General features: G+C 59.9%; 15 protein-coding genes. All 15 read left to right on the forward strand.

The features are described from left to right. The 15 genes from recO to ACTQX9_RS06130 all read left to right on the forward strand — a co-directional run bounded on the left by recO (position 1) and on the right by ACTQX9_RS06130 (position 18650). Positions 1 to 750 carry a DNA repair protein RecO gene (gene recO, locus ACTQX9_RS06060; RefSeq protein ID WP_154516310.1) on the forward strand — a complete coding sequence of 250 codons (750 nt, stop codon included), beginning with the start codon at positions 1 to 3 and terminating at the stop codon, positions 748 to 750. 138 nt (positions 751 to 888) lie between these two features. Continuing rightward, complete coding sequence (rpsO, locus tag ACTQX9_RS06065) at positions 889 to 1167, forward strand: 30S ribosomal protein S15 (RefSeq protein ID WP_154516313.1); 279 nt, start codon at positions 889 to 891, stop codon at positions 1165 to 1167. Positions 1168 to 1317: 150 nt separating this feature from the next. Continuing rightward, positions 1318 to 3564, forward strand: coding sequence for a polyribonucleotide nucleotidyltransferase (locus tag ACTQX9_RS06070; protein ID WP_154516316.1), 2247 nt, complete (start codon positions 1318 to 1320; stop codon positions 3562 to 3564). Between the two features lie 652 nt (positions 3565 to 4216). Then, positions 4217 to 5887, forward strand: a complete 1671-nt coding sequence (locus tag ACTQX9_RS06075; protein ID WP_117654800.1) for a ribonuclease J — start codon at positions 4217 to 4219, stop codon at positions 5885 to 5887. Position 5888: 1 nt separating this feature from the next. Further along, positions 5889 to 8669 (forward strand): DNA translocase FtsK 4TM domain-containing protein, encoded by a 2781-nt coding sequence (locus ACTQX9_RS06080; protein WP_441540766.1) that lies wholly within the window; start codon positions 5889 to 5891, stop codon positions 8667 to 8669. Then, positions 8669 to 10159: a RodZ domain-containing protein gene (locus ACTQX9_RS06085; protein WP_441540767.1), complete on the forward strand. Its 1491-nt coding sequence runs from the start codon at positions 8669 to 8671 to the stop codon at positions 10157 to 10159. Before ACTQX9_RS06080 ends, ACTQX9_RS06085 begins: the two co-directional genes overlap by 1 nt. A gap of 26 nt (positions 10160 to 10185) precedes the next feature. Next, positions 10186 to 10683 (forward strand): YajQ family cyclic di-GMP-binding protein, encoded by a 498-nt coding sequence (locus ACTQX9_RS06090; protein WP_118079877.1) that lies wholly within the window; start codon positions 10186 to 10188, stop codon positions 10681 to 10683. A 26-nt stretch (positions 10684 to 10709) separates the two neighbouring features. Continuing rightward, the gene (gene rimO, locus ACTQX9_RS06095; RefSeq protein ID WP_427748025.1) at positions 10710 to 12059 is read left to right on the forward strand and encodes a 30S ribosomal protein S12 methylthiotransferase RimO; all 1350 of its coding nucleotides are present in this window, start codon (positions 10710 to 10712) and stop codon (positions 12057 to 12059) included. Positions 12060 to 12158: 99 nt separating this feature from the next. Then, positions 12159 to 12707, forward strand: a complete 549-nt coding sequence (gene pgsA, locus ACTQX9_RS06100; protein WP_427793554.1) for a CDP-diacylglycerol--glycerol-3-phosphate 3-phosphatidyltransferase — start codon at positions 12159 to 12161, stop codon at positions 12705 to 12707. Positions 12708 to 12734: 27 nt separating this feature from the next. Further along, entirely contained in the window at positions 12735 to 13250 is a 516-nt protein-coding gene (locus tag ACTQX9_RS06105; protein WP_441540768.1) for a CinA family protein, read from the forward strand. A 257-nt stretch (positions 13251 to 13507) separates the two neighbouring features. Further along, positions 13508 to 14656, forward strand: coding sequence for a recombinase RecA (gene recA / locus ACTQX9_RS06110; protein ID WP_154516331.1), 1149 nt, complete (start codon positions 13508 to 13510; stop codon positions 14654 to 14656). A gap of 11 nt (positions 14657 to 14667) precedes the next feature. Next, positions 14668 to 15360, forward strand: a complete 693-nt coding sequence (locus tag ACTQX9_RS06115) for a regulatory protein RecX (protein WP_154516334.1) — start codon at positions 14668 to 14670, stop codon at positions 15358 to 15360. 257 nt (positions 15361 to 15617) lie between these two features. Next, positions 15618 to 17171, forward strand: coding sequence for a ribonuclease Y (rny, locus tag ACTQX9_RS06120; protein WP_441540769.1), 1554 nt, complete (start codon positions 15618 to 15620; stop codon positions 17169 to 17171). Between the two features lies 1 nt (position 17172). Next, on the forward strand, positions 17173 to 18258 hold the full coding sequence (locus ACTQX9_RS06125; protein WP_427795683.1) for an ATP-binding protein: 1086 nt from the start codon (positions 17173 to 17175) through the stop codon (positions 18256 to 18258). Positions 18259 to 18332: 74 nt separating this feature from the next. Then, entirely contained in the window at positions 18333 to 18650 is a 318-nt protein-coding gene (locus ACTQX9_RS06130; protein ID WP_118079896.1) for a stage V sporulation protein S, read from the forward strand. Positions 18651 to 18701: the final 51 nt, after the last annotated feature.

The following is an 18701-nucleotide window of genomic DNA, read 5'->3' on the forward strand; positions in this document are numbered from 1 at the left end:
ATGGCAGGCTCACGGACATATCGCACAAAGGTACTCGTCCTCGATAAGACCAAGCTCAAGGAGACCGATCTGATCTTGACGATGCTTGATGAGCGGGGTCGGCAGGTCCGTGCCGTGGCAAAGGGCGCGCGCAAACCCGGCGGGCGCCTGGCGGCGCGCTGCGAGCTGTTCTGTACCGTCGATATGCTGCTCGCGCACGGACGGTCGCTCGACGTGGTTTCCCAGGCCGAGCTTATGGAGGCGCCGCTCGGCGCCGCGCCCGATTACGAGACGACCTGCGCCGCAAGCGCGATCGCCGAGGTCGCGCGCGTGTGCTCGTTCGAGGACGCCGAGGACCCGTTTACCTTTGCCATTACGCAGCGAGCACTTGCCCTGGTGGGCAGCAGGCTCGATACGGCACATATGGATCTGCTTGTGGCGGCATATGTCTTTAAGCTGCTGTCGCACGTTGGCTATCGACCCGATTTTTCGGCCTGCGTACTGTGCGGAGACCCCATGCTGTCGTATTTTTCGCCCCAGGCGGGCGGGCTCATGTGCGGGTCGTGCGCGTCGAGCGTTCCGGGTGCCGAGCTGGTGTCGACCGGCGAGGTCGCATGGCTGCGTGCCCTCATGTCCATGACCTTCGATGCGCTCATGGCCGAGAGGGTCGATCCCCATACTGCCGCCTTTTTGCTGGGGCTTTCGCATGTTTGGGCTGCGACGCACACCGATCAGCGTCTTCGCGCGATGGAATTCATGTTGGGTCGGTGATGATGAGCATACGCGGTCCGCTTGTGGTAACATACCGACCTGTTGGTACCTCGACCTTGGATGCTCGCTCCACCGGCGGCTTCCCAGTCCGAGGCGAATAGAGTCGCCCGCGGGCGACGCGAAACGAAAGGTGAAACAATGACTGTTTCCAAAGAGCGCAAGGCGGAGCTGACTGCCCAGTTCGGTAACACCCCGGTCGACACCGGCAACCCCAAGGTTCAGGTCGCCATCCTGACCGAGCGCATCAAGGAGCTGACCGAGCACATGAAGTCCCACCAGAAGGACTTCCACACCCGTCGTGGTCTGCTCATGCTCGTCGGTCGCCGTCGTCGTCTTCTCTCCTACATCAAGAAGAACGACGTCGTCGAGTATCGTGAGCTCATCAAGGCTCTGGGCATCCGCGACAACATCCAGTAAGGATTTGTACATGCTAAGAGCGTCCTGCGCAGCGGGGCGCTCTTTTTGTGTAAGGGCGTGAACAATCACGCTCTGAAGCGTGGCGGGGGCAGGGGGCCCGCGTCACATGAGAAGCCCGCAGGCAAGGGGCCTGCGGGGTAAAGGAGAACAATGACACTCGTATCCAAGACCTTTGAGCTGTACGGCAAGACCTACACCTTTGAGTCGGGCGAACTTGCCAAGCAGGCCACCGGCGCCTGTCTGGTCAAGCAGGGCGACACCACGATGCTCGACACCGTGGTCGTCTCCAAGGAGCGCAAGAACTACGACTTCTTTCCGCTGACCGTCGACTTCAACGAGAAGATGTACGCTGCCGGCCGTATTCCGGGTGGTTACCTCAAGCGCGAGGGCCGTCCCAGCGAGAAGGCCACGCTCACGGCCCGCATGATCGACCGTCCTATTCGCCCGAGCTTCCCGGACGGCTTCCGCAACGAGGTGCACATCGTCGCCACCTCGCTCGTCGCCGACCAGGTCAACCCCTTCGACGTCATCAACGTCATGGGTGCCTCCCTGGCCATGACACTCGGCGGCGTGCCCTTCGAGGGCCCTCTTGCGTGCGTGCGCATCGGCCGCAACGTGGAGACCGGCGAGTTTATCGTCAACCCCACCTATGAGGAGCGCGAGAACTCCGATCTGGACCTGGAGCTGGGCGGCTCTGCCGACTTCATCTCGATGGTCGAGGCCGGCGCCGATGAGATCTCCGAGGATGACATGCTCGCCGCCATGAAGTTTGGCCAGGAGGCCCTCGCTGCCTTCTGCCGGGCTCAGGACGAGTTCGTTGCCGAGTGGGAGCAGGTCAACGGCGCTATCGTCAAGAAGGAGTACCCGCTCGACCAGCCCGTCGAGGAGGTCCAGGAGCGCATCTTCGCCCACTACGACGAGATGGCAGCCGCCCTTCGCGACGCCGACAAGCTCTCCCGTATCGGCAAGGTCGAGGCTCTGAAGGAGTCCATCCGTGCCGAGTTCACCGAGGAGGAGCAGGCCGCTTGGGAGCGCGAGATCCCCGTGGCACTCAAGAAGCTCGAGAAGAAGGCCATGCGCACCATGGTCGTCGAGACCGGTGAGCGCGTCGACGGCCGTGCCGCCGATGAGATTCGCCCCATTATGGTGAAGGACAACTACCTGCCGCTCGTTCATGGCTCCGGCCTGTTCCAGCGCGGCCAGACCCAGGTGCTCTCTGTCCTGTCGCTCGGCATGCTCAACGAGGGCCAGCGTCTGGATACCATCGAGCCCACCGAGGGCAAGCGCTACATGCACCACTACAACTTCCCGCCGTTCTGCACCGGCGAGACCGGCCGCATGGGTAGCCCCAAGCGCCGCGAGATCGGCCACGGCAACCTGGCCGAGCGCGCCCTGCTTCCGGTGCTCCCCGACGAGAACGAGTTCCCCTACGCCATCCGCGTGGTCTCCGAGGTCATGGAGTCCAACGGCTCCTCTTCGATGGCTTCGACCTGCGGCTCCACGCTCGCCCTCATGGACGGCGGCGTGCCCATTAAGCGCCCGGTCTCCGGTATCGCCATGGGCCTGATCCAGGAGGAGGGCAAGACCGTGGTCCTGTCCGACATCCAGGGTCTCGAGGACTTCCTGGGCGATATGGACTTTAAGGTCACCGGCACCACCGAGGGCATTACTGCTCTGCAGATGGACAACAAGGCCACCGGCCTTACCTTCGACATCCTGGCCCGCGCCCTGCAGCAGGCCAAGGAGGGTCGCGCCTTCATCCTGCAGAAGATGCTCGATGTGATCCCCGAGCCGCGCCACACCACGCGCAGCACCGCTCCGCGCATCGTCTCCATCCAGGTTCCGACCGACAAGATCCGCGACGTCATCGGTTCCGGCGGCAAGGTCATCCGCGGAATCCAAGACGAGACCGGTGCTTTGGTCGACATCCAGGAGGACGGCACTGTCTTTGTCGGCGGCACCGGCGAGTCCGTCGACCAGGCTGTCGAGCGCATTAAGCTCATCATCAAGGTCCCCGAGCCGGGCGAGGAGTACACCGGTCGCGTGGTCTCCATCCAGCCCTTCGGCGCCTTTGTCAACCTGCTGCCCGGTAAGGACGGCCTGCTGCACATCTCCCGCGTTGCCAAGGGTCGCGTGGAGAAGGTCGAGGATGTCCTCAATGTGGGCGACGAGGTTAAGGTCGTCGTCATCGAGGTCGATGATCGCGGCAAGATCTCGCTCGATCGTCTGGATAAGCCCGAGGCCCCGGCTCGTGCCGAGGGTGCCCCCGAGGGCGATGGCGAGCACTTCCAGCGCCGTGAGCGTCCGCGTCGCGAGCGCTCCGAGCGCAGCGACCGTCCGCGTCGTCCCGGCGACAACGGAGGCCGCAAGCCCCGCCGTCACCACGACGCCGAGTAACAGCTACACATAAGCAGCTCAACAAGGGCGACCCCTGTCCGGAGTCGCCCTTTTGCTATTCCCGGCGGGGTCCGCGGGTAAAGTTTCCTGCTCTACAGTCCTGCTCGCACGGAGAGCACATTAAGTGCTCTCCGGCTCGTGCGGAACTCGCGATAAACTTTACCCGTGGCCCCCGCCGGGAATAGCAAAAGGGCTGGTGGGTGCGGGTTTCGATTTTGTCAGATAGTCTATTCAGTTATCTGAATTCAGATCTTTAGATAATCGCATGTGCGGCATTACCCCAGATAAAACCGACCAAAATAAACCTGTCCCTTTTTGGCCGGTCTGGGGCCATCGGGGGCCGGGGCGGGTTAAGTTTGTCGCGAGTTCCGCACGCAAAGGAAAGCACTTAATGTGCTTTCCGTCTTGCGCAGGACTGTAGAGCAGCAAACTTAACCCGCCCCGGCCCCCGATGGCCCCAGACCGGCGGGATGGACCGGTTTGGATGGGGCTTTGATGCATGGGTGGTCTGTTGGTGGGCAAATGGGTATCATAATGCGGTTACTGCATCGACTCCGTGATGCATGTTTGTACGTTCCCGGCGGTCGGTTTGCCAGAAGCGCCCCGTCGGTTGTTCCAGACCCGTTTCGAAGAAAGGAAACCGCACGAACCTATGGCAGCTAAAAAATCATCTCCCTTGAAGATCATTCCGCTCGGAGGCCTTGACGGCATCGGCAAGAATATGACGGTCTTCGAGTGCGGCGACGACATGGTGCTCGTCGACGCCGGCCTTATGTTCCCCGACGATTCCCAGCCCGGTATTGACCTGGTGCTTCCCGACTACACCTATGTTCTGGAGAACGAGGAGAAGCTCCGCGGCATCATCGTCACCCACGGCCACGAGGACCATACCGGTTCGCTTCCGTACCTGCTGCAGGACCTCAACAACAAGGTGCCCATCTTCTCGAGCAAGCTGACGCTTGGTTTCATCGAGGGCAAGCTTTCCGAGTTCCGCATCCGCGCGCCAAAGTTTCGCGAGGTCAAGGGCGGTAGCCATGTTAATCTTGGTGGCATTTCGCTCGACTTCTTCTCTATGACGCACTCAATTCCGGGCGCTTTGGGCGTATTCATTCGCACCAACCAGGGCACCGTTATGCACACGGGCGACTTTAAGCTCGACCAGACGCCCATCGATGGCGTCACGCCCGATTATGCCGCCATCAGTCGCTTTGCCAAACAGGGCATCGACCTGTTGCTTTCCGACTCCACCAACGCCACGGTTCCGGGCTTTACCAAGTCCGAGGCCGAAGTCGGCCCCAACTTGCTGCACGCCATCAAGAATGCCCCGGGCCGCGTGTTCGTCGCGTCGTTCTCGAGCCATATCCATCGCCTGCAGCAGATTTGCGACGCCGCCCGCAAGTGCGGCCGCAAGGTCGTCGTGACCGGACGTTCCATGCTCACCAACACCCGCGTGGCGCGCGAGCTGGGCTACCTCAACATCGACGATGCCGATATCATCGATGCCTTCGATATCGATAACCTGCCTGACGACAAGATTGTCGTCATGTGCACCGGCTCTCAGGGCGAGCCGCTGTCGGCGCTGTCCCGTATGGCCAACGGCGAGCACAAGACGCTCTCCATCCACGAGGGCGATACCGTCATCCTGTCCGCTACGCCTGTTCCCGGCAACGAGAAGGCCGTCCAGCAGGTCGTCAACAGCCTGGCCAAGCTTGGCTGCGACGTGTGGGACAAGAACCGTGCCCTCGTCCATGTCTCGGGTCACGGCAGCCAGGAGGAGCTCAAGCTTCTGATGGCCATGGCCAAGCCCACCTACTTTATGCCGGTTCACGGCGAGGCCGTGCACCTGCGAGCCCATGCCCAGCTTGCCCGTAAGATGGGTATTAAGGATGATCACATCTTTATCCTCGATAACGGTGACACGCTCGAGATGCGCGGTGGTATTGTCAAGCGCGGCACGCCCGTCGAATCCGGCGTCGTCTACGTCGACGGCCTGCGCATCGGTGATACCGACCCCATCGTCCTGCGCGATCGTCAGAAGCTTGCCAATGACGGTATGGTCACAGCCGTCGCCATCGTTTCGCTCAAGCATAAGAAGATCGAGGCTATTGAGTTCTCGGGCCGCGGCGTTTCATTTGCCATCGACGATCAGTTCTCCGAGGATGCCTCCGCATCCATCATGAAGACGATCGAGAAGGGCAAGTTTAGCTTTACGAGCAGCGGCTCCGATGCCATTCGCAAGGCCGTGCGCGATTCGCTCTCCAACTTCATTTGGAGCCGTACGCGCACCCGTCCGATGATCATCCCGGTCGTCATGGAGGTTTAGTTTGGCGCGCGGATCTGCACAAAACGCCAAAGGCAATAAAGCCAACAACCAACCGGCATCTACTAAGGGTGCCGGTTCCCATCTTCGTGCCAATAAGGGCCACGAGGCCGAGTTCGACGATGTTGAGCCCCTGGTCGAGCCTTCGGCCAACCGCGATATCGCCGGCGTGGTTATTGCCGTTTTGGCGATTGCGTCTTTCATTGCCGTGATTTCTCCGGCAACGGCACCCGTGACGGCAGTGGTTGCCGGTTTCTACCATCTTGGCTTTGGCCTGGGCGCCTACGTGCTGCCGATCGTCATTTTGCTGTTTGCCGCCACGCTCTTTTTGGGTGAGGACTCGCCGCTCAACATTCGCTCGGTCGCGGGTGGCGCCGTTGTCTTTATCGCCGTCGTCTCCATTCTTTCGTTGATGGTGCCGGGCACGAGCGATTCGTGCGACCTCATGTTTGTGCCGCAAAACCTGTCCGCTTCGGGCGGCTACATTGGTGCGTTTATTGCGAGTGCGCTGCAGAATGCCCTGGGTAAACCTATCGCGATGGTGGTCCTGTTGGGTTTGGCCGTCGTTGGCTTTGTCATCATCGGCTTTTCGGTGGGCGGCGTTTTGCGCTCTGCGCGCGATCGCGCTGCCAATTTCGCCGAGCGTCGTCGTGCCGATGTCAATGCGAGCCCGTGGGGCGACGAAGAGGCCCTGTCGGTTCCCGGCGTCGCCCGTCCGCACCTGAGCATTCTTCGTCAGAAGGGCTCCGATATGGCCGTGACCACGGTCATGGGCAATGATGCGGACCCTGTTCTGGACGATGACGACGAGGACGATGACCCGTTTGTCGACGTGTCCGAGGCTGTGGAGGCCGAGCGCGCCAAGACTACGCTGCTGCCGCGTCGCCATGCCAAGAATGGCAAGTCCGCGCCTAAGCTCAACACGAGTGAGCCCGACCCGTCTTGGTCCGATAGCGAAATCGAACTCACCGCGGGCGATGACGAGGATGACGAGTGTCCGCTCGATACCGCCAAGACAACTTTGCTGCCGCGTCGCCAAGACAGGCGAGGACAGGTCACCGGACAGCTTTCGATGGAAGACGACCCGGACAAGGTCGACGAGTCCGAGCCGCCGTTTGCCGTGAACCCCGTGTCTGCTGCCCCGCAGATCCCCGATTTCCTGAAGCACCCCAAGGTTGCCGACGCCTCCACCCCTACGGCTTCCGCTGCTCCTGTTGCAGCCGGCGATGGGGGAGCTGACGGCACTGCTGCCGATGTCGAGGGCGAGCAAGAGGATGGCCTCAAACTCCCGCCGCTCGAAATCCTGCACGCCAACCCGCAGTCGGCGTCCGCCGCGTCTTCTGACAAGGAGTTGGAGCAGACTGCCGAGTCGCTGCAGTCCACTTTGTTGGAGTTTGGCCGTAGCGCTCGCGTCGTCGGCTGGATTGCCGGTCCCACGGTGACGACCTTTAAGCTGCAGCCCGGCGAGGGCGAGCGCGTGAGCAAGATTTCGAGCCTCGAGGACGATATCGCGCTTTCGCTTGCCGCCCAGTCGGTGCGTATCTTTGCGCCGATTCCCGGCACCTCGCTTGTGGGTATCGAGATTCCCAATCGCAAGCGCCAGAACGTTAACCTGGGCGACGTGCTTCCCTATGTGAAGGGCGGTCCGCTCGAGCTGGCCATCGGCCGCGATGCCGAGGGTACGCCGGTTGTCGCCGACCTCGCCAAGATGCCCCACCTGCTTATTGCCGGTACCACCGGTTCCGGTAAGTCGGTCATGATCAACTCCATCATCACGACCCTGCTCATGCGCGCGCTTCCCGAGGACGTTCGCTTGATCATGGTCGATCCCAAGCGCGTTGAGCTTGCCGGCTATAACGGCCTGCCCCATCTCTATGTGCCCGTGGTGACCGAACCCAAGCAGGCTGCGAGTGCCTTGCAATGGGCTGTTTCCGAGATGGAGCGTCGCCTGAAGGTCTTCGAGCGCCTCAACGTTCGCAAGATCTCGACGTATAACGAAAAGCAGGCCGCCGGCGAGTTCGAACACTACGATAACCCGCCGCAAAAGATGCCCTATCTGGTCATTATCATCGACGAGCTATCGGACCTGATGATGGTTGCCGGCAAGGATGTCGAGGCCTCGATCGTTCGTATCGCCCAGCTGGGGCGTGCCGCCGGTATTCACCTTATCGTGGCTACGCAGCGCCCCAGCTCCAACGTGGTGACGGGCCTCATTAAGGCCAACATCACCAATCGTATCGCCTTTAACGTGGCCACGGGCATCGATTCCCGCGTCATTATCGACCAGATGGGCGCCGAAAAGCTCACCGGTTTGGGCGACATGCTGTTCTCCAAGGTCGACTGGGGCAAGCCCCGCCGTATCCAGGGCTGTTTTGTCTCGGATGACGAGATTAACGAGATCGTCGAGTTCGTTAAGTCGCAAAGCGAGCCCGACTACCACGAGGAGATTCTGTCTGCCGTGGCGCCTGCTTCCATGTCCACGGCTGGTGGCGGCATTGTTCGCACGGGCGTTGCCGAGCCGCAGGATGACGACCCGCTTATCTGGGAGGCCGCCCATATTGTGGTGGAATCGCAGCTGGGCTCCACATCTGGCCTGCAACGCCGCCTCAAGGTTGGCTATGCGCGCGCCGGGCGTATTATGGACATGCTGGAAGAAAAGGGCGTCGTCGGCCCGCCCGACGGTTCCAAGCCGCGCGAGGTCCTGCTGGATGACGAAGGGCTTGCCGCGCTGGAGTCTGTCGACGCCGAGATGGTACGTGAAGATCGTGAGTTTGGAGGATTCTGATGGCTGCACGCTTTGGTGACATGCTGCTCGAGCAGCGTCGCCGGATGGGCCTTTCCATCCAGCAGGTCGCCAACACCATCAAAATCAGGCCGCAGATCATCGAGTTTTTCGAGACTGGTAACTTTGCATCGATGCCCCCGCGTGGCTATGCGCAGGGCATGATTTCGAGCTACGCTCGCTTTTTGGGGCTTAACCCGCGCGAGGTCGTCAACGCTTATTTTGACGACCTCATGGCATATGAACGCGATACCTCGCAGCAGGGCGGTCGTTTTCAGGATGCTGCCGGCTACGTTAACTCGCGTTCTTCGGTCGATAACGGTCGTTTTTTGATGGTTCAGGGTGGTCGTACGACACGGTACGGCCAGCGCCCTCCGCAGGCGGGCTATATCACCGAGACGGGCTCCAGCGAGGAAATTCGTTCTCAGCGAGATCGTTTTCGCAGTACGCCCCTGCCAGATGACCGTGCGCTTCCCGCCGCTCGTGGGTTGAGTCGCGATCCTCGCGCCGGTTACGGCGACGGCGGATACTCCGGTCGTAGCTATCGCGGAGTATCCGCCGGGCGTTCCCGCGATGGCTATTCCGACGCCGATACCACGCAGGTGACGCCGCGCCTCCGTTCGCAATCCCAGCCCTATGGGCAACGCTCTTCGGCGCCTCGCTCTGGTCAGCGCGGCTATCAGGGCCGTGGCGAGCTTGCGCCGCGTCCGGGCCAGCGGGGTTCGCAGCGCCAGAGTAGCTATCGTGGTCGTCCCGATAGCGGTCGCGGCCGCATACCGCAGGGTAATGGTCGTGGTAGCTCCAATCGCGGACGCGGCGTTGGGCGCGCCTCTCAATACAACACGATCGATCCGCGCATTATTTACGTCGGCATCGGTGCCGTGGTGCTACTGTTGATTTTGCTCATCGTGGTACTCCTGCGTGGTTGCGGCTCTGCTGCACCCGAGTCGACGCCCGAGACACCCGTGGCTACCAAGACGACGACTAAGAAATCTTCCAAGAAGACCGAACCCACTGACGAGGATGAAGACGCCGACGAGGCGACGGATGCGGCCAGTTCCGATGCCGCCAAGGCGACGGTGGAAAAGGAAGAGGACGAGGTCACCAAGGTCAAGGTCTCTGTTGCCAAGGGCAAGACCGCCTGGATCGAGGTCAAGGTCGACGGTAAATCGGTCTATGGCGCTCAAGCGACCGGTCCTTTTGAGCAGGAGTACACGCCCGAGTCCTCGATTGAGATCACCACGTCCAAGCCCTCCGATGTCACGGTCACCAAGAATGGTGAAAAGGTTCGCTATGACACCAAGACATCGGGTGTGGCGCGCGTGACCATTACCGTTCCCAAGAAGGAGACCGCCGACTCCGCGAACGGCGATAATGCCGGCGGTACCGATAATGCCGACGGCACCGATGTCCAGTCTACCGTCGGCACCGACACGGCATCCGACGGCCAGACAGTGAACGATTCAGATGACTATTCGTACGACAGCTACTAAGGCTCCCCGTACCGAAAGGAAGAACCATGGCTAAAGATTCCAGCTTCGACGTTGTGTCCGAGGTTAACATGCAGGAGGTCGATAACGCCTTCCAGCAGACCGCCCGCGAGATTTCCCAGCGCTATGACCTTAAAGACTCCGGCGCCACCATCGAGCTTTCGAAGGGCGACAAGCTCTTTACGATTAACGCTCCGGCCGATTTTGTCTCCAAGCAGATCATCGATGTTTTGAGCTCCAAGCTCATCAAGCGCGGTATCGACCTCAAGGCTGTCTCTTGGGACGCCCCGCAGGCGGCTTCGGGCGGTACCGTGCGCGTGCTCGGTCATATCGTCGAGGGCATCGACCAGGCGACCGCAAAGAAGATCAATAAAGACATCAAGGATCAAAAGCTTAAGGTCAAGGTGACCATCGAGGCCGATAAGCTGCGCGTTTCCTCGGCTTCTAAGGACGCTTTACAGACGGTGATTCAGTTCCTGCGCGACCAGGACTACGGCCAGCCGCTGCAGTTTACCAACTACCGCTAATTTACTCGAAAGGACCGCTCTCCAACATGGATACTCCGTTGGGTTCCGTACTCTATATCACGCTTGGCTGCGCCAAGAACGAGGTCGATACCGACCGCATGCGTTCGCTGCTGGCCGCTGCGGGCTACGAGGAGGCATTCGATCCTCAGGATGCCGATATCGCCATTGTCAATACGTGCTCGTTTCTTACCTCGGCGACGTCTGAGAGCATCGAGACCACGCTCGAGCTCGCTAACGAGGTGCAGGACGGCGTTCGCTCCTGCCCCATTGTCATGTGCGGTTGCGTGCCGTCTCGTTACGGCGACGACCTGCCCGACGAGCTGCCCGAGGTCGCGGCATTTGTGAAGGCCGATGAGGAAGACGGTATCGTCTCTGTCATCGATGGCGTTCTTGGTGTGGAGCGTGAAATCGCTGCCTATATCCCGCAGGTCAAGCGTACCGTCGAGGGCGCTGTCGCCTACGTCAAGATCTCCGATGGCTGCAATCGTTTTTGCAGCTTCTGCATGATTCCCTACATTCGCGGTCGCTATCATTCGCGCAATGCCGAAAGCATTATCTCCGAGGTGCGCGACCTGGTTGCCGGCGGTGTGCGCGAGATCGTGCTGATCGGCCAGGACACGGGCATTTGGGGCACCGACTTTGCCGATGAGGACGCCGCCGAGGCTTCACCGCGCAATCTGGCTCAGCTGCTGCGCGCCGTCGCCGAGGCTGTACGCCCGCACAACGTCTGGGTTCGTGTGCTCTATCTGCAGCCCGAGGGCATGACCGACGAGCTTATCGAGACGATTCGCGATACGCCCGAGGTATTGCCGTATATCGATATCCCCGTGCAGCACTGCGACGCGCGCATCCTCAAGGCCATGCGTCGCTCCGGTTCGCGTCAGGAGCTCGAGGAACTGTTCCGCGATCTCCGTGATCGTATTCCCGGCATCGTGATTCGCTCCACGGCCATGGTCGGCTTTCCGACCGAGACCGACGACGAGTTCCGTGATCTTATCGACTTTATGGACACCGTCGGCTTTGACTATACGAGCGTCTTTGCCTACTCGCGGGAGGAGGGCAGCCTGGCCGCCAATATGGAGGGCCAGGTCGATGAGGAGGTCAAGCTCGAGCGCGCCCAGGAGGCCATGGATCTGGCCGAGTCGCTGGGTTTTGCCGCCACAGCGGCCCATGTGGGCGAGCGCGCCCAGGTAATCGTCGACGGTATCGAGGAGACCGAGGACGGCGCCGAGCTGATCGGTCATGCCTGGTTCCAGGCGCCCGATTCCGATGGCGCGGTGCATCTGGACGCCAGCGAGGCGTCCGTGGGCGATATTTTGACCGTCGAGTTTACCGATAGCTTCTGCTATGAGCTTATCGGCCATGTTGTGGAGTAGGAGAGCGTCGTGGCAAACGAGAGCAATAAGGAACTGACGAGCGTTTGGACGCCCGCCAACATCGTGACGTGCGTGCGCATCGTCTTTATTCCGGTGTTCATGATCGTCTCGGCCCTGTCTCACGGGGGCGTTGCCGGTACGGACTGGAGCACCTTCGACGGCCCGCTCGCCGCCGCTGCCTTCATTCTGTATGTGATCCTGTCGTGCACCGATAAGGTCGACGGCTATCTGGCGCGCTCACGCAACGAGATCACCGATTTCGGCAAGTTCTTGGACCCCATCGCCGACAAGTTGCTGGTGTTCTCGGCCTTGCTGTTGTTCTTGGATTTTGGTGCGGTGACCGTGTGGTCCGTGTTCATTATCCTGTTTCGCGAGCTGTTGGTGAGCGCACTTCGCATGGTCGCGAGTGCTGCCGGTGTGGTCGTTGCCGCCGATAAGCTCGGCAAGTACAAGACGGCGACCACGATGGTCTCCATCTGTGGCTATCTGTGCGTCTTTGCGATGGCCGGTCTTCAGCTGGGGCCGGCGTCGCTGCTGCTCGGTGTCTATTCGGTGTCGCGCTTCCTGTACGTCATCGCCGTCATTTTGACCATTATCTCGGGTGCCCAGTACTTCTGGAACTGCCGTAAGATCGTCTTTTCGGTCTAGGTCCTGGTGGGTATGACGGAGCCTTATTTGCAGATCGCCGCAAACAACGAGGAGCTGGCGCGCGATATTGTCGAGCGCGCGAGTGCCCGTGGCGTGACGGTGTCGACGGCGGAGTCGCTGACGGCGGGCATGATCGCCTCGACGATTGCCGATATCCCGGGTGCCTCGGCGGTGCTTCGTGGCGGTGCGGTGACCTACTGCGATGAGATCAAACATCGCGTGCTCGGCGTCGAGCGGGAAACGCTCGATCGGTTTAGCGCCGTGTCGCATCAGACGGCGCGTGAGATGGCCGCGGGCTCGCTGGACCTCTATCAGAGTGATGTCGCCGTGAGCGCAACGGGCTACGCTGGGCCCGGCGGCGGTACCGAGCAAGACCCCGCCGGCACGTTCTATATCGGCTGGGCGTATCGCGCGGCCGATGGGGGAGCGACGGTCGTTGAGTCTGCGCGCTGTCACTACGAGGGTGATCGGTCGTGCGTCCGCGCCTATGCGGTCGCTGAGGCTTTGGAGCGCATTGTCCGCGTGCTCAATTCCATGGAATAGACGTGTTTTAAGGGGCCTTAGGGCCCCTTAATTGTGGAGATAGGGACCTTTGGCAAGGAATGCGCTTGCGCTGGCACATGTCTTTAATTTGTACGAGCACTCGTATTTGCGATTGGCATGGTCAAGCGTTTGGTCGGCGTTTGGTCGGCGTTTGGTCGGGTTTTGGAATGGACGGGTGCATATGATGAACCTGAACGGTTGACCACGAACAGCCGTTCGTTTATCATCGATTCAGGTTGTTAAGAGGAGGGCTATTCATGGCCAAGAATTCAGGTCCCGTACGTACCGTTCATACGCGCACGACGGGTAAAGAGCGCGACGAGATGATCGCCACTACCAAGGCCGAGATCGAGAAGAAGTTCGGCCAGGGTTCTATTATGAGGTATGGCGACGGCGGTCCCGAGCTCGAGGTCGAGGCTATTCCGACGGGCTCTCTGGCGCTCGATGCCGCCTTGGGTATCGGCGGCGTGCCGCGCGGCCGTATCGTTGAGATTTATGGGCCCGAGTCCTCCGGTAAGACAACGCTTTCGCTCGAGATTCTTGCAGAGGCGCAGGCCATGGGCGGTGTCGTGGCTTTTATCGACGCTGAGCATGCACTTGATCCCACCTACGCCGCGCGCATCGGCGTCGATATCGACGAGGTGCTGATTTCCCAGCCCGATACGGGTGAACAGGCGCTCGAGATCGTTGACATGCTTGTGCGTTCCGGTGCCATCGACGCCATCGTCGTCGACTCTGTTGCCGCTTTGACTCCGCGTGCCGAAATCGAGGGCGAGATCGGTGACACGACGGTGGGTCTGCAGGCTCGCTTGATGAGTCAGGCGCTCCGCAAGCTCGCCGGCTCGCTTGCCAAGTCCAACACAACCTGCATCTTCATTAACCAATTGCGCGAGAAGATCGGCGTCATGTTCGGCAACCCCGAGACCACCACAGGCGGCCGCGCACTCAAGTTCTTCTCTTCCGTGCGTATCGATATTCGCAAAATCGATACCATCAAGCTCAAGGACGAGGTTATCGGCAATCGCGTACGTGCCAAGGTCGTTAAGAACAAGGTGGCTGCTCCGTTCCGCTCGGCCGAATTTGACATCATGTATGGCACCGGCATTTCTAAAGAGGGCTCGATTCTGGATATGGCTGTCGAGTGCGGCATATGCAAAAAGATGGGGTCTTGGTTTGCCTATGGTGAGGACAAACTCGGCAACGGTCGCGAGGCCGCTAAGACGTTCCTGCGCGAGCATCCCGATTGCGCCGACGAGATCGAGCACAAGGTTCGCCTTGCCTGCGGTCTTGAGTATGACGATGATGCCCCCTCCGAGGTTGAGTTGACCGATCAGCCCGCCCCCGAGGAGTTTGACGAGCTGTATGCCATCGATGGCTCCGCGATGCTCGACGATGACGACGAGTAACGGATGGCGACATGTCGTATACGGTGACCGAGGCTAGGGTCGTTTTTCCGGATAAGAAGACGGCCTCCTCGTTCTCGAGCGGTTATGCGTCTAAAAAGCCCTGTGCACATATCGATTGCGATCTGGAGGGCGGTTTTGAACGATCCATTTGGATTCCCGTGCGTGTGGCACGTGTGTACGTTCAGAACCGTCTCGATCTTCCCTGCGACTGGGATGACTTTCGCGAGGCGGTGCAGCTTATCGAATGCAAATGTGCGCTCACCATGGTGACCGAGATGCTTTCGCGTCGTGATCATGCTACGGGCGAGGTGCGCGATAAGTTGGCGCGCTATGGCTTTCGACAGCCCGCGATCGACTTTGCCGTCAATCGTGCCATCGAGTATCGTTTTTTAGATGAGAACCGCTTTTGCTCGTACTTTATCGAGGAGCGTAAGCGTCGTGGTTGGGGACAGCGCAAAATCGAGACTGAACTCAAGCGTCGCCATGTTGCACTTGATGAGATTCCAGGGTATCCCGAGGCTTATTTTGCCGAGGATGACGACTTGGCTCGCGCATCGGCTTTGCTCGCTAAGCGTCGCGTTCCCGAGGCACGTGCATTCGAAAAGCTCGTCAGATTTTTGATGGGCAAGGGCTTTTCCTATCACATTGCCGCGGATGCCGTTAAGGCGCGCCTCGATGCCTTAAGCGAGAAATGCGATGTTTAAGCATGCGCACGTTACGCTCCTGCCGTTCACCGCTCGATAGGCGCCGTGCTGGGTGCGTCAATTTGACAGTTGTTGCGGTTCAACGTAGGATAATTACTGTCATTTGCATTGTGATATGTGCTCATCTGCGATGAGTTTGTTTATATGTTTATCTGTATCCGACCCGCATAAGCTGCGCCCATATTACTCAAATGTCGCGAGCCGTTCGTATGGACGGTTCGCTTTGTTGTGTAACGAATCCATAAAAAGGAGTGAGCATGCCGACTATCATTGCAGCGCTCGTTGGCATTGTTTTGGGTGCCATCGTCGCCATTGCCTACATGCGCACCGCCAAGCAGGGTAGTCTTCACGAGGCCGAAGAAAAGATTCAGTCGGCACACGCGCAGGCAGAGTCCCTGATCGGTGATGCTAAGCGTCAGGCCGAGACCCTCAAAAAAGAGGCTCTGCTCGAGGCTAAGGAAGAGATCATCAAGAACAAACAGGCCGCCGAGGCCGAGGACAAGCAGCGTAAGAGCGAGATTCGCGCGCTCGAAAATCGCGTGATGCAGCGCGAGGAATCGCTCGACCGACGCAACGATGCACTCGATAAGCGCGAGCATCAGCTGTCCAGCCAGGCCGGTCAGGTCGAGAAGCGCTCTCGCGAACTTGAGGAGCTTTGCGCCAAGCAGACCTCCGAGCTCGAGCGTATTGCCGACCTTACGCGCGAGGATGCTCACAAGGAGCTGCTCGATAAGGTCCGCGGCGAGGTTACCCATGAGGCGGCCACCATCATCCGTGAGTCCGAGCAACAGGTCCGCGCCGAGTGCCACAAGACCGCTCAGGAGATTCTCTCCCTGGCGATCCAGCGCTGTGCCGCCGACCATACCGCCGAGGTCACCGTCACGTCCGTTCATATTCCCTCCGATGATCTTAAGGGCCGCATCATCGGTCGCGAGGGTCGTAACATCCGTACTTTCGAGCAGGTTTCCGGCGTCAACCTTGTGATCGACGACACCCCCGAGACTGTCGTGCTTTCGAGCTTTGATCCGGTCCGTCGTGAGACCGCCCGCGTGGCGCTCGAGAACCTCATTGCCGACGGTCGTATTCACCCCGCCCGCATCGAGGAGATGTACCACAAGGCCGCTGACTTGGTTCAGCAGCGTGTGCTCGAAGCCGGCGAGCAGGCCGCCTTCGATACCGGAATCCACGACCTGCATCCCGAGATCGTCAAAACCCTGGGCGCTCTGCGCTACCGCACCTCGTTTGGTCAGAACGTGCTACAGCACTCACTTGAGGTCTCCGACCTGTGCGGCATCATGGCCTCCGAGCTTGGTCTGGATGTTGTGACCGCCAAGCGCGCGGGTCTTCTGCATGACCTGGGCAAGGCCATCGACCACGACGTTGAGGGTCCGCATGCTGTGATTGGCGCCGAGCTTGCCCGCCGTTATGGCGAGAAGCCCGTTATCGTCCACGCAATCGAGGCCCATCATGCCGATGTCGACCCCAACACGGTGCTCGACGTTCTGGTCCAGGCTGCCGATGCTGTTTCCGCTTCTCGTCCCGGCGCCCGTCGCGAGTCGGCCGAGAGCTACATCAAGCGCCTTGAGAAGCTCGAGGAGATTGCCAACTCTCATGACGGCGTCGAGCGTACCTATGCTATGCAGGCCGGTCGCGAGGTCCATGTCATGGTTCAGCCGGACAAGATTTCCGATGCCCAGTCCACGGTGCTTGCGCACGATATCGCCCATCAGATCGAGGAAGAGATGGAGTATCCCGGTCAGGTGCGCGTTGTCGTGATTCGCGAGAGCCGTGCCGTCGATATCGCTAAATAACATGAACGACGCGAACGAGCTCATCTCATTTATCGCGTCGATGTCGGGGGAGGGCAACCTTCGCGTCGAGGAAAACCTTGGCGAGGGGTATGTCCGCCTCCGCGTTTCGGAGGCCGAGCGCCGTCAGGCCAAGCATGACATTCAGCATGTAGAGGACATTGTCATCGAGATGCTGCGTAATGCTCGCGATGCCGGAGCCGATAAGGTCTATCTAGCCACGACCAAGGAGGAGGGTGTTCGTACCCTCCTCTTCCTGGATAACGGTTCGGGTGTGCCGCAGGATATGCAGGAGCGTATCTTCGATGCCCGTGTCACCTCCAAGCTCGAGAGCATGAAGATGGACCGTTGGGGTGTTCACGGTCGTGGTATGGCGCTGTTCTCTATCAAGCAGAACACCGATGAGGCACGCGTTGTTACATCGGGCGTCGATTTGGGCTCAGCGTTTAAGGTGTGCGTTGATACCGATCGCTTGGCTGAGCGCGCCGACCAGTCGAGCTGGCCTCAGGCGGTTAAAGACGAAGACGGCCGCTATGTATGCGCTCGCGGTCCTCACAACATCATTCGCGCAGCCTGCGAGTTTGCCCTTGAGGAGCTGCGCGACTGCGACGTGTATCTGGGCTCTCCGTCCGAGATCGCGGCGACCCTGTACGCCCAGGCTTCCAGTCGTCTCGATACGTCACGCCTGCTCTTTATCGATGACGAGTGTGAGCTTCCGGTTATCGATCGTTTAGGTCTCGCTTCGGATGCCGAGGATTTTATCCGGATTTGCTCCGGGCTGGGTCTCGAGATGTCCGAGCGTACTGCCCACCGTATTCTTTCGGGACAGATTAAGCCCGTTCGCGGTGTGTGCGCGCGTCTGCTGCGCGAGCGCGATTCCACCTCGCAATTGCCGGCTCCAGTCGATCTTGCCAAGGACCGTCGAGGCCTCCGCATTGCCAAGGATGACATGGCGCAGTTTTCGCGTGCTGTCGAGCGCGACTTCAATGACCTTGCCGCCCGGTATTACCTCAATCTGTGCGGCGACCCTAAGATTCGCGTTTCACGTGATCGCATCACCGTGACGTTCGATCTTGCCAAAGAGGAGTAGCATCTTTACCGAGTCCGCTCGGTACGATACAGTTATTGCAGTTAAAACGTACTTTTAAACGCAGGAGTTTCTTCATGGATTGCCTGAAGGTATCAAGCAAATCATCGCCCGCGTCCGTTGCCGGCGCCATTGCCGGTATGGTCAAAGATGGCGTTCCCGTCAACATTCAGTGCGTCGGTGCCGGCGCCGTCAACCAGGCCATAAAGGCCGTTGCCATTGCGCGAGGTTTTTTGATTCCGACTGGCTTTGATGTCTCTTGTGCGCCGGTGTTCTCTGACATCCTCATTAACGGGGAGTCTCGCACGGCAATCCGTCTCTCTATCTACGTTCACCAGATTAATCGGGCTGCTATGGACAATGTCGTCATGGACGACGTTAAGCCTGTTGCGTAAGCGAGTTTTCGCACGTTTGTAGCACCTTTGTGCCCCGTCGATATCATCGTT

Origin of the sequence: Collinsella sp. LCP19S3_F2, from assembly GCF_052121015.1 — a bacterium.
Classification (GTDB): Bacteria; Actinomycetota; Coriobacteriia; order Coriobacteriales; family Coriobacteriaceae; genus Collinsella.

What these genes read in the sequence shown, in the direction of transcription:
- recO (WP_154516310.1), top strand. Translation starts at nt 1, where the DNA reads ATGGCAGGCTCACGGACATATCGCACAAAGGTACTCGTCCTCGATAAG.
- ACTQX9_RS06075 (WP_117654800.1), top strand. Translation starts at nt 4,217, where the DNA reads ATGGCAGCTAAAAAATCATCTCCCTTGAAGATCATTCCGCTCGGAGGC.
- ACTQX9_RS06115 (WP_154516334.1), top strand. Translation starts at nt 14,668, where the DNA reads ATGTCGTATACGGTGACCGAGGCTAGGGTCGTTTTTCCGGATAAGAAG.
- recA (WP_154516331.1), top strand. Translation starts at nt 13,508, where the DNA reads ATGGCCAAGAATTCAGGTCCCGTACGTACCGTTCATACGCGCACGACG.
- ACTQX9_RS06125 (WP_427795683.1), top strand. Translation starts at nt 17,173, where the DNA reads ATGAACGACGCGAACGAGCTCATCTCATTTATCGCGTCGATGTCGGGG.
- ACTQX9_RS06130 (WP_118079896.1), top strand. Translation starts at nt 18,333, where the DNA reads ATGGATTGCCTGAAGGTATCAAGCAAATCATCGCCCGCGTCCGTTGCC.
- pgsA (WP_427793554.1), top strand. Translation starts at nt 12,159, where the DNA reads ATGATCGTCTCGGCCCTGTCTCACGGGGGCGTTGCCGGTACGGACTGG.
- rpsO (WP_154516313.1), top strand. Translation starts at nt 889, where the DNA reads ATGACTGTTTCCAAAGAGCGCAAGGCGGAGCTGACTGCCCAGTTCGGT.
- rimO (WP_427748025.1), top strand. Translation starts at nt 10,710, where the DNA reads ATGGATACTCCGTTGGGTTCCGTACTCTATATCACGCTTGGCTGCGCC.
- ACTQX9_RS06085 (WP_441540767.1), top strand. Translation starts at nt 8,669, where the DNA reads ATGGCTGCACGCTTTGGTGACATGCTGCTCGAGCAGCGTCGCCGGATG.
- rny (WP_441540769.1), top strand. Translation starts at nt 15,618, where the DNA reads ATGCCGACTATCATTGCAGCGCTCGTTGGCATTGTTTTGGGTGCCATC.
- ACTQX9_RS06070 (WP_154516316.1), top strand. Translation starts at nt 1,318, where the DNA reads ATGACACTCGTATCCAAGACCTTTGAGCTGTACGGCAAGACCTACACC.
- ACTQX9_RS06090 (WP_118079877.1), top strand. Translation starts at nt 10,186, where the DNA reads ATGGCTAAAGATTCCAGCTTCGACGTTGTGTCCGAGGTTAACATGCAG.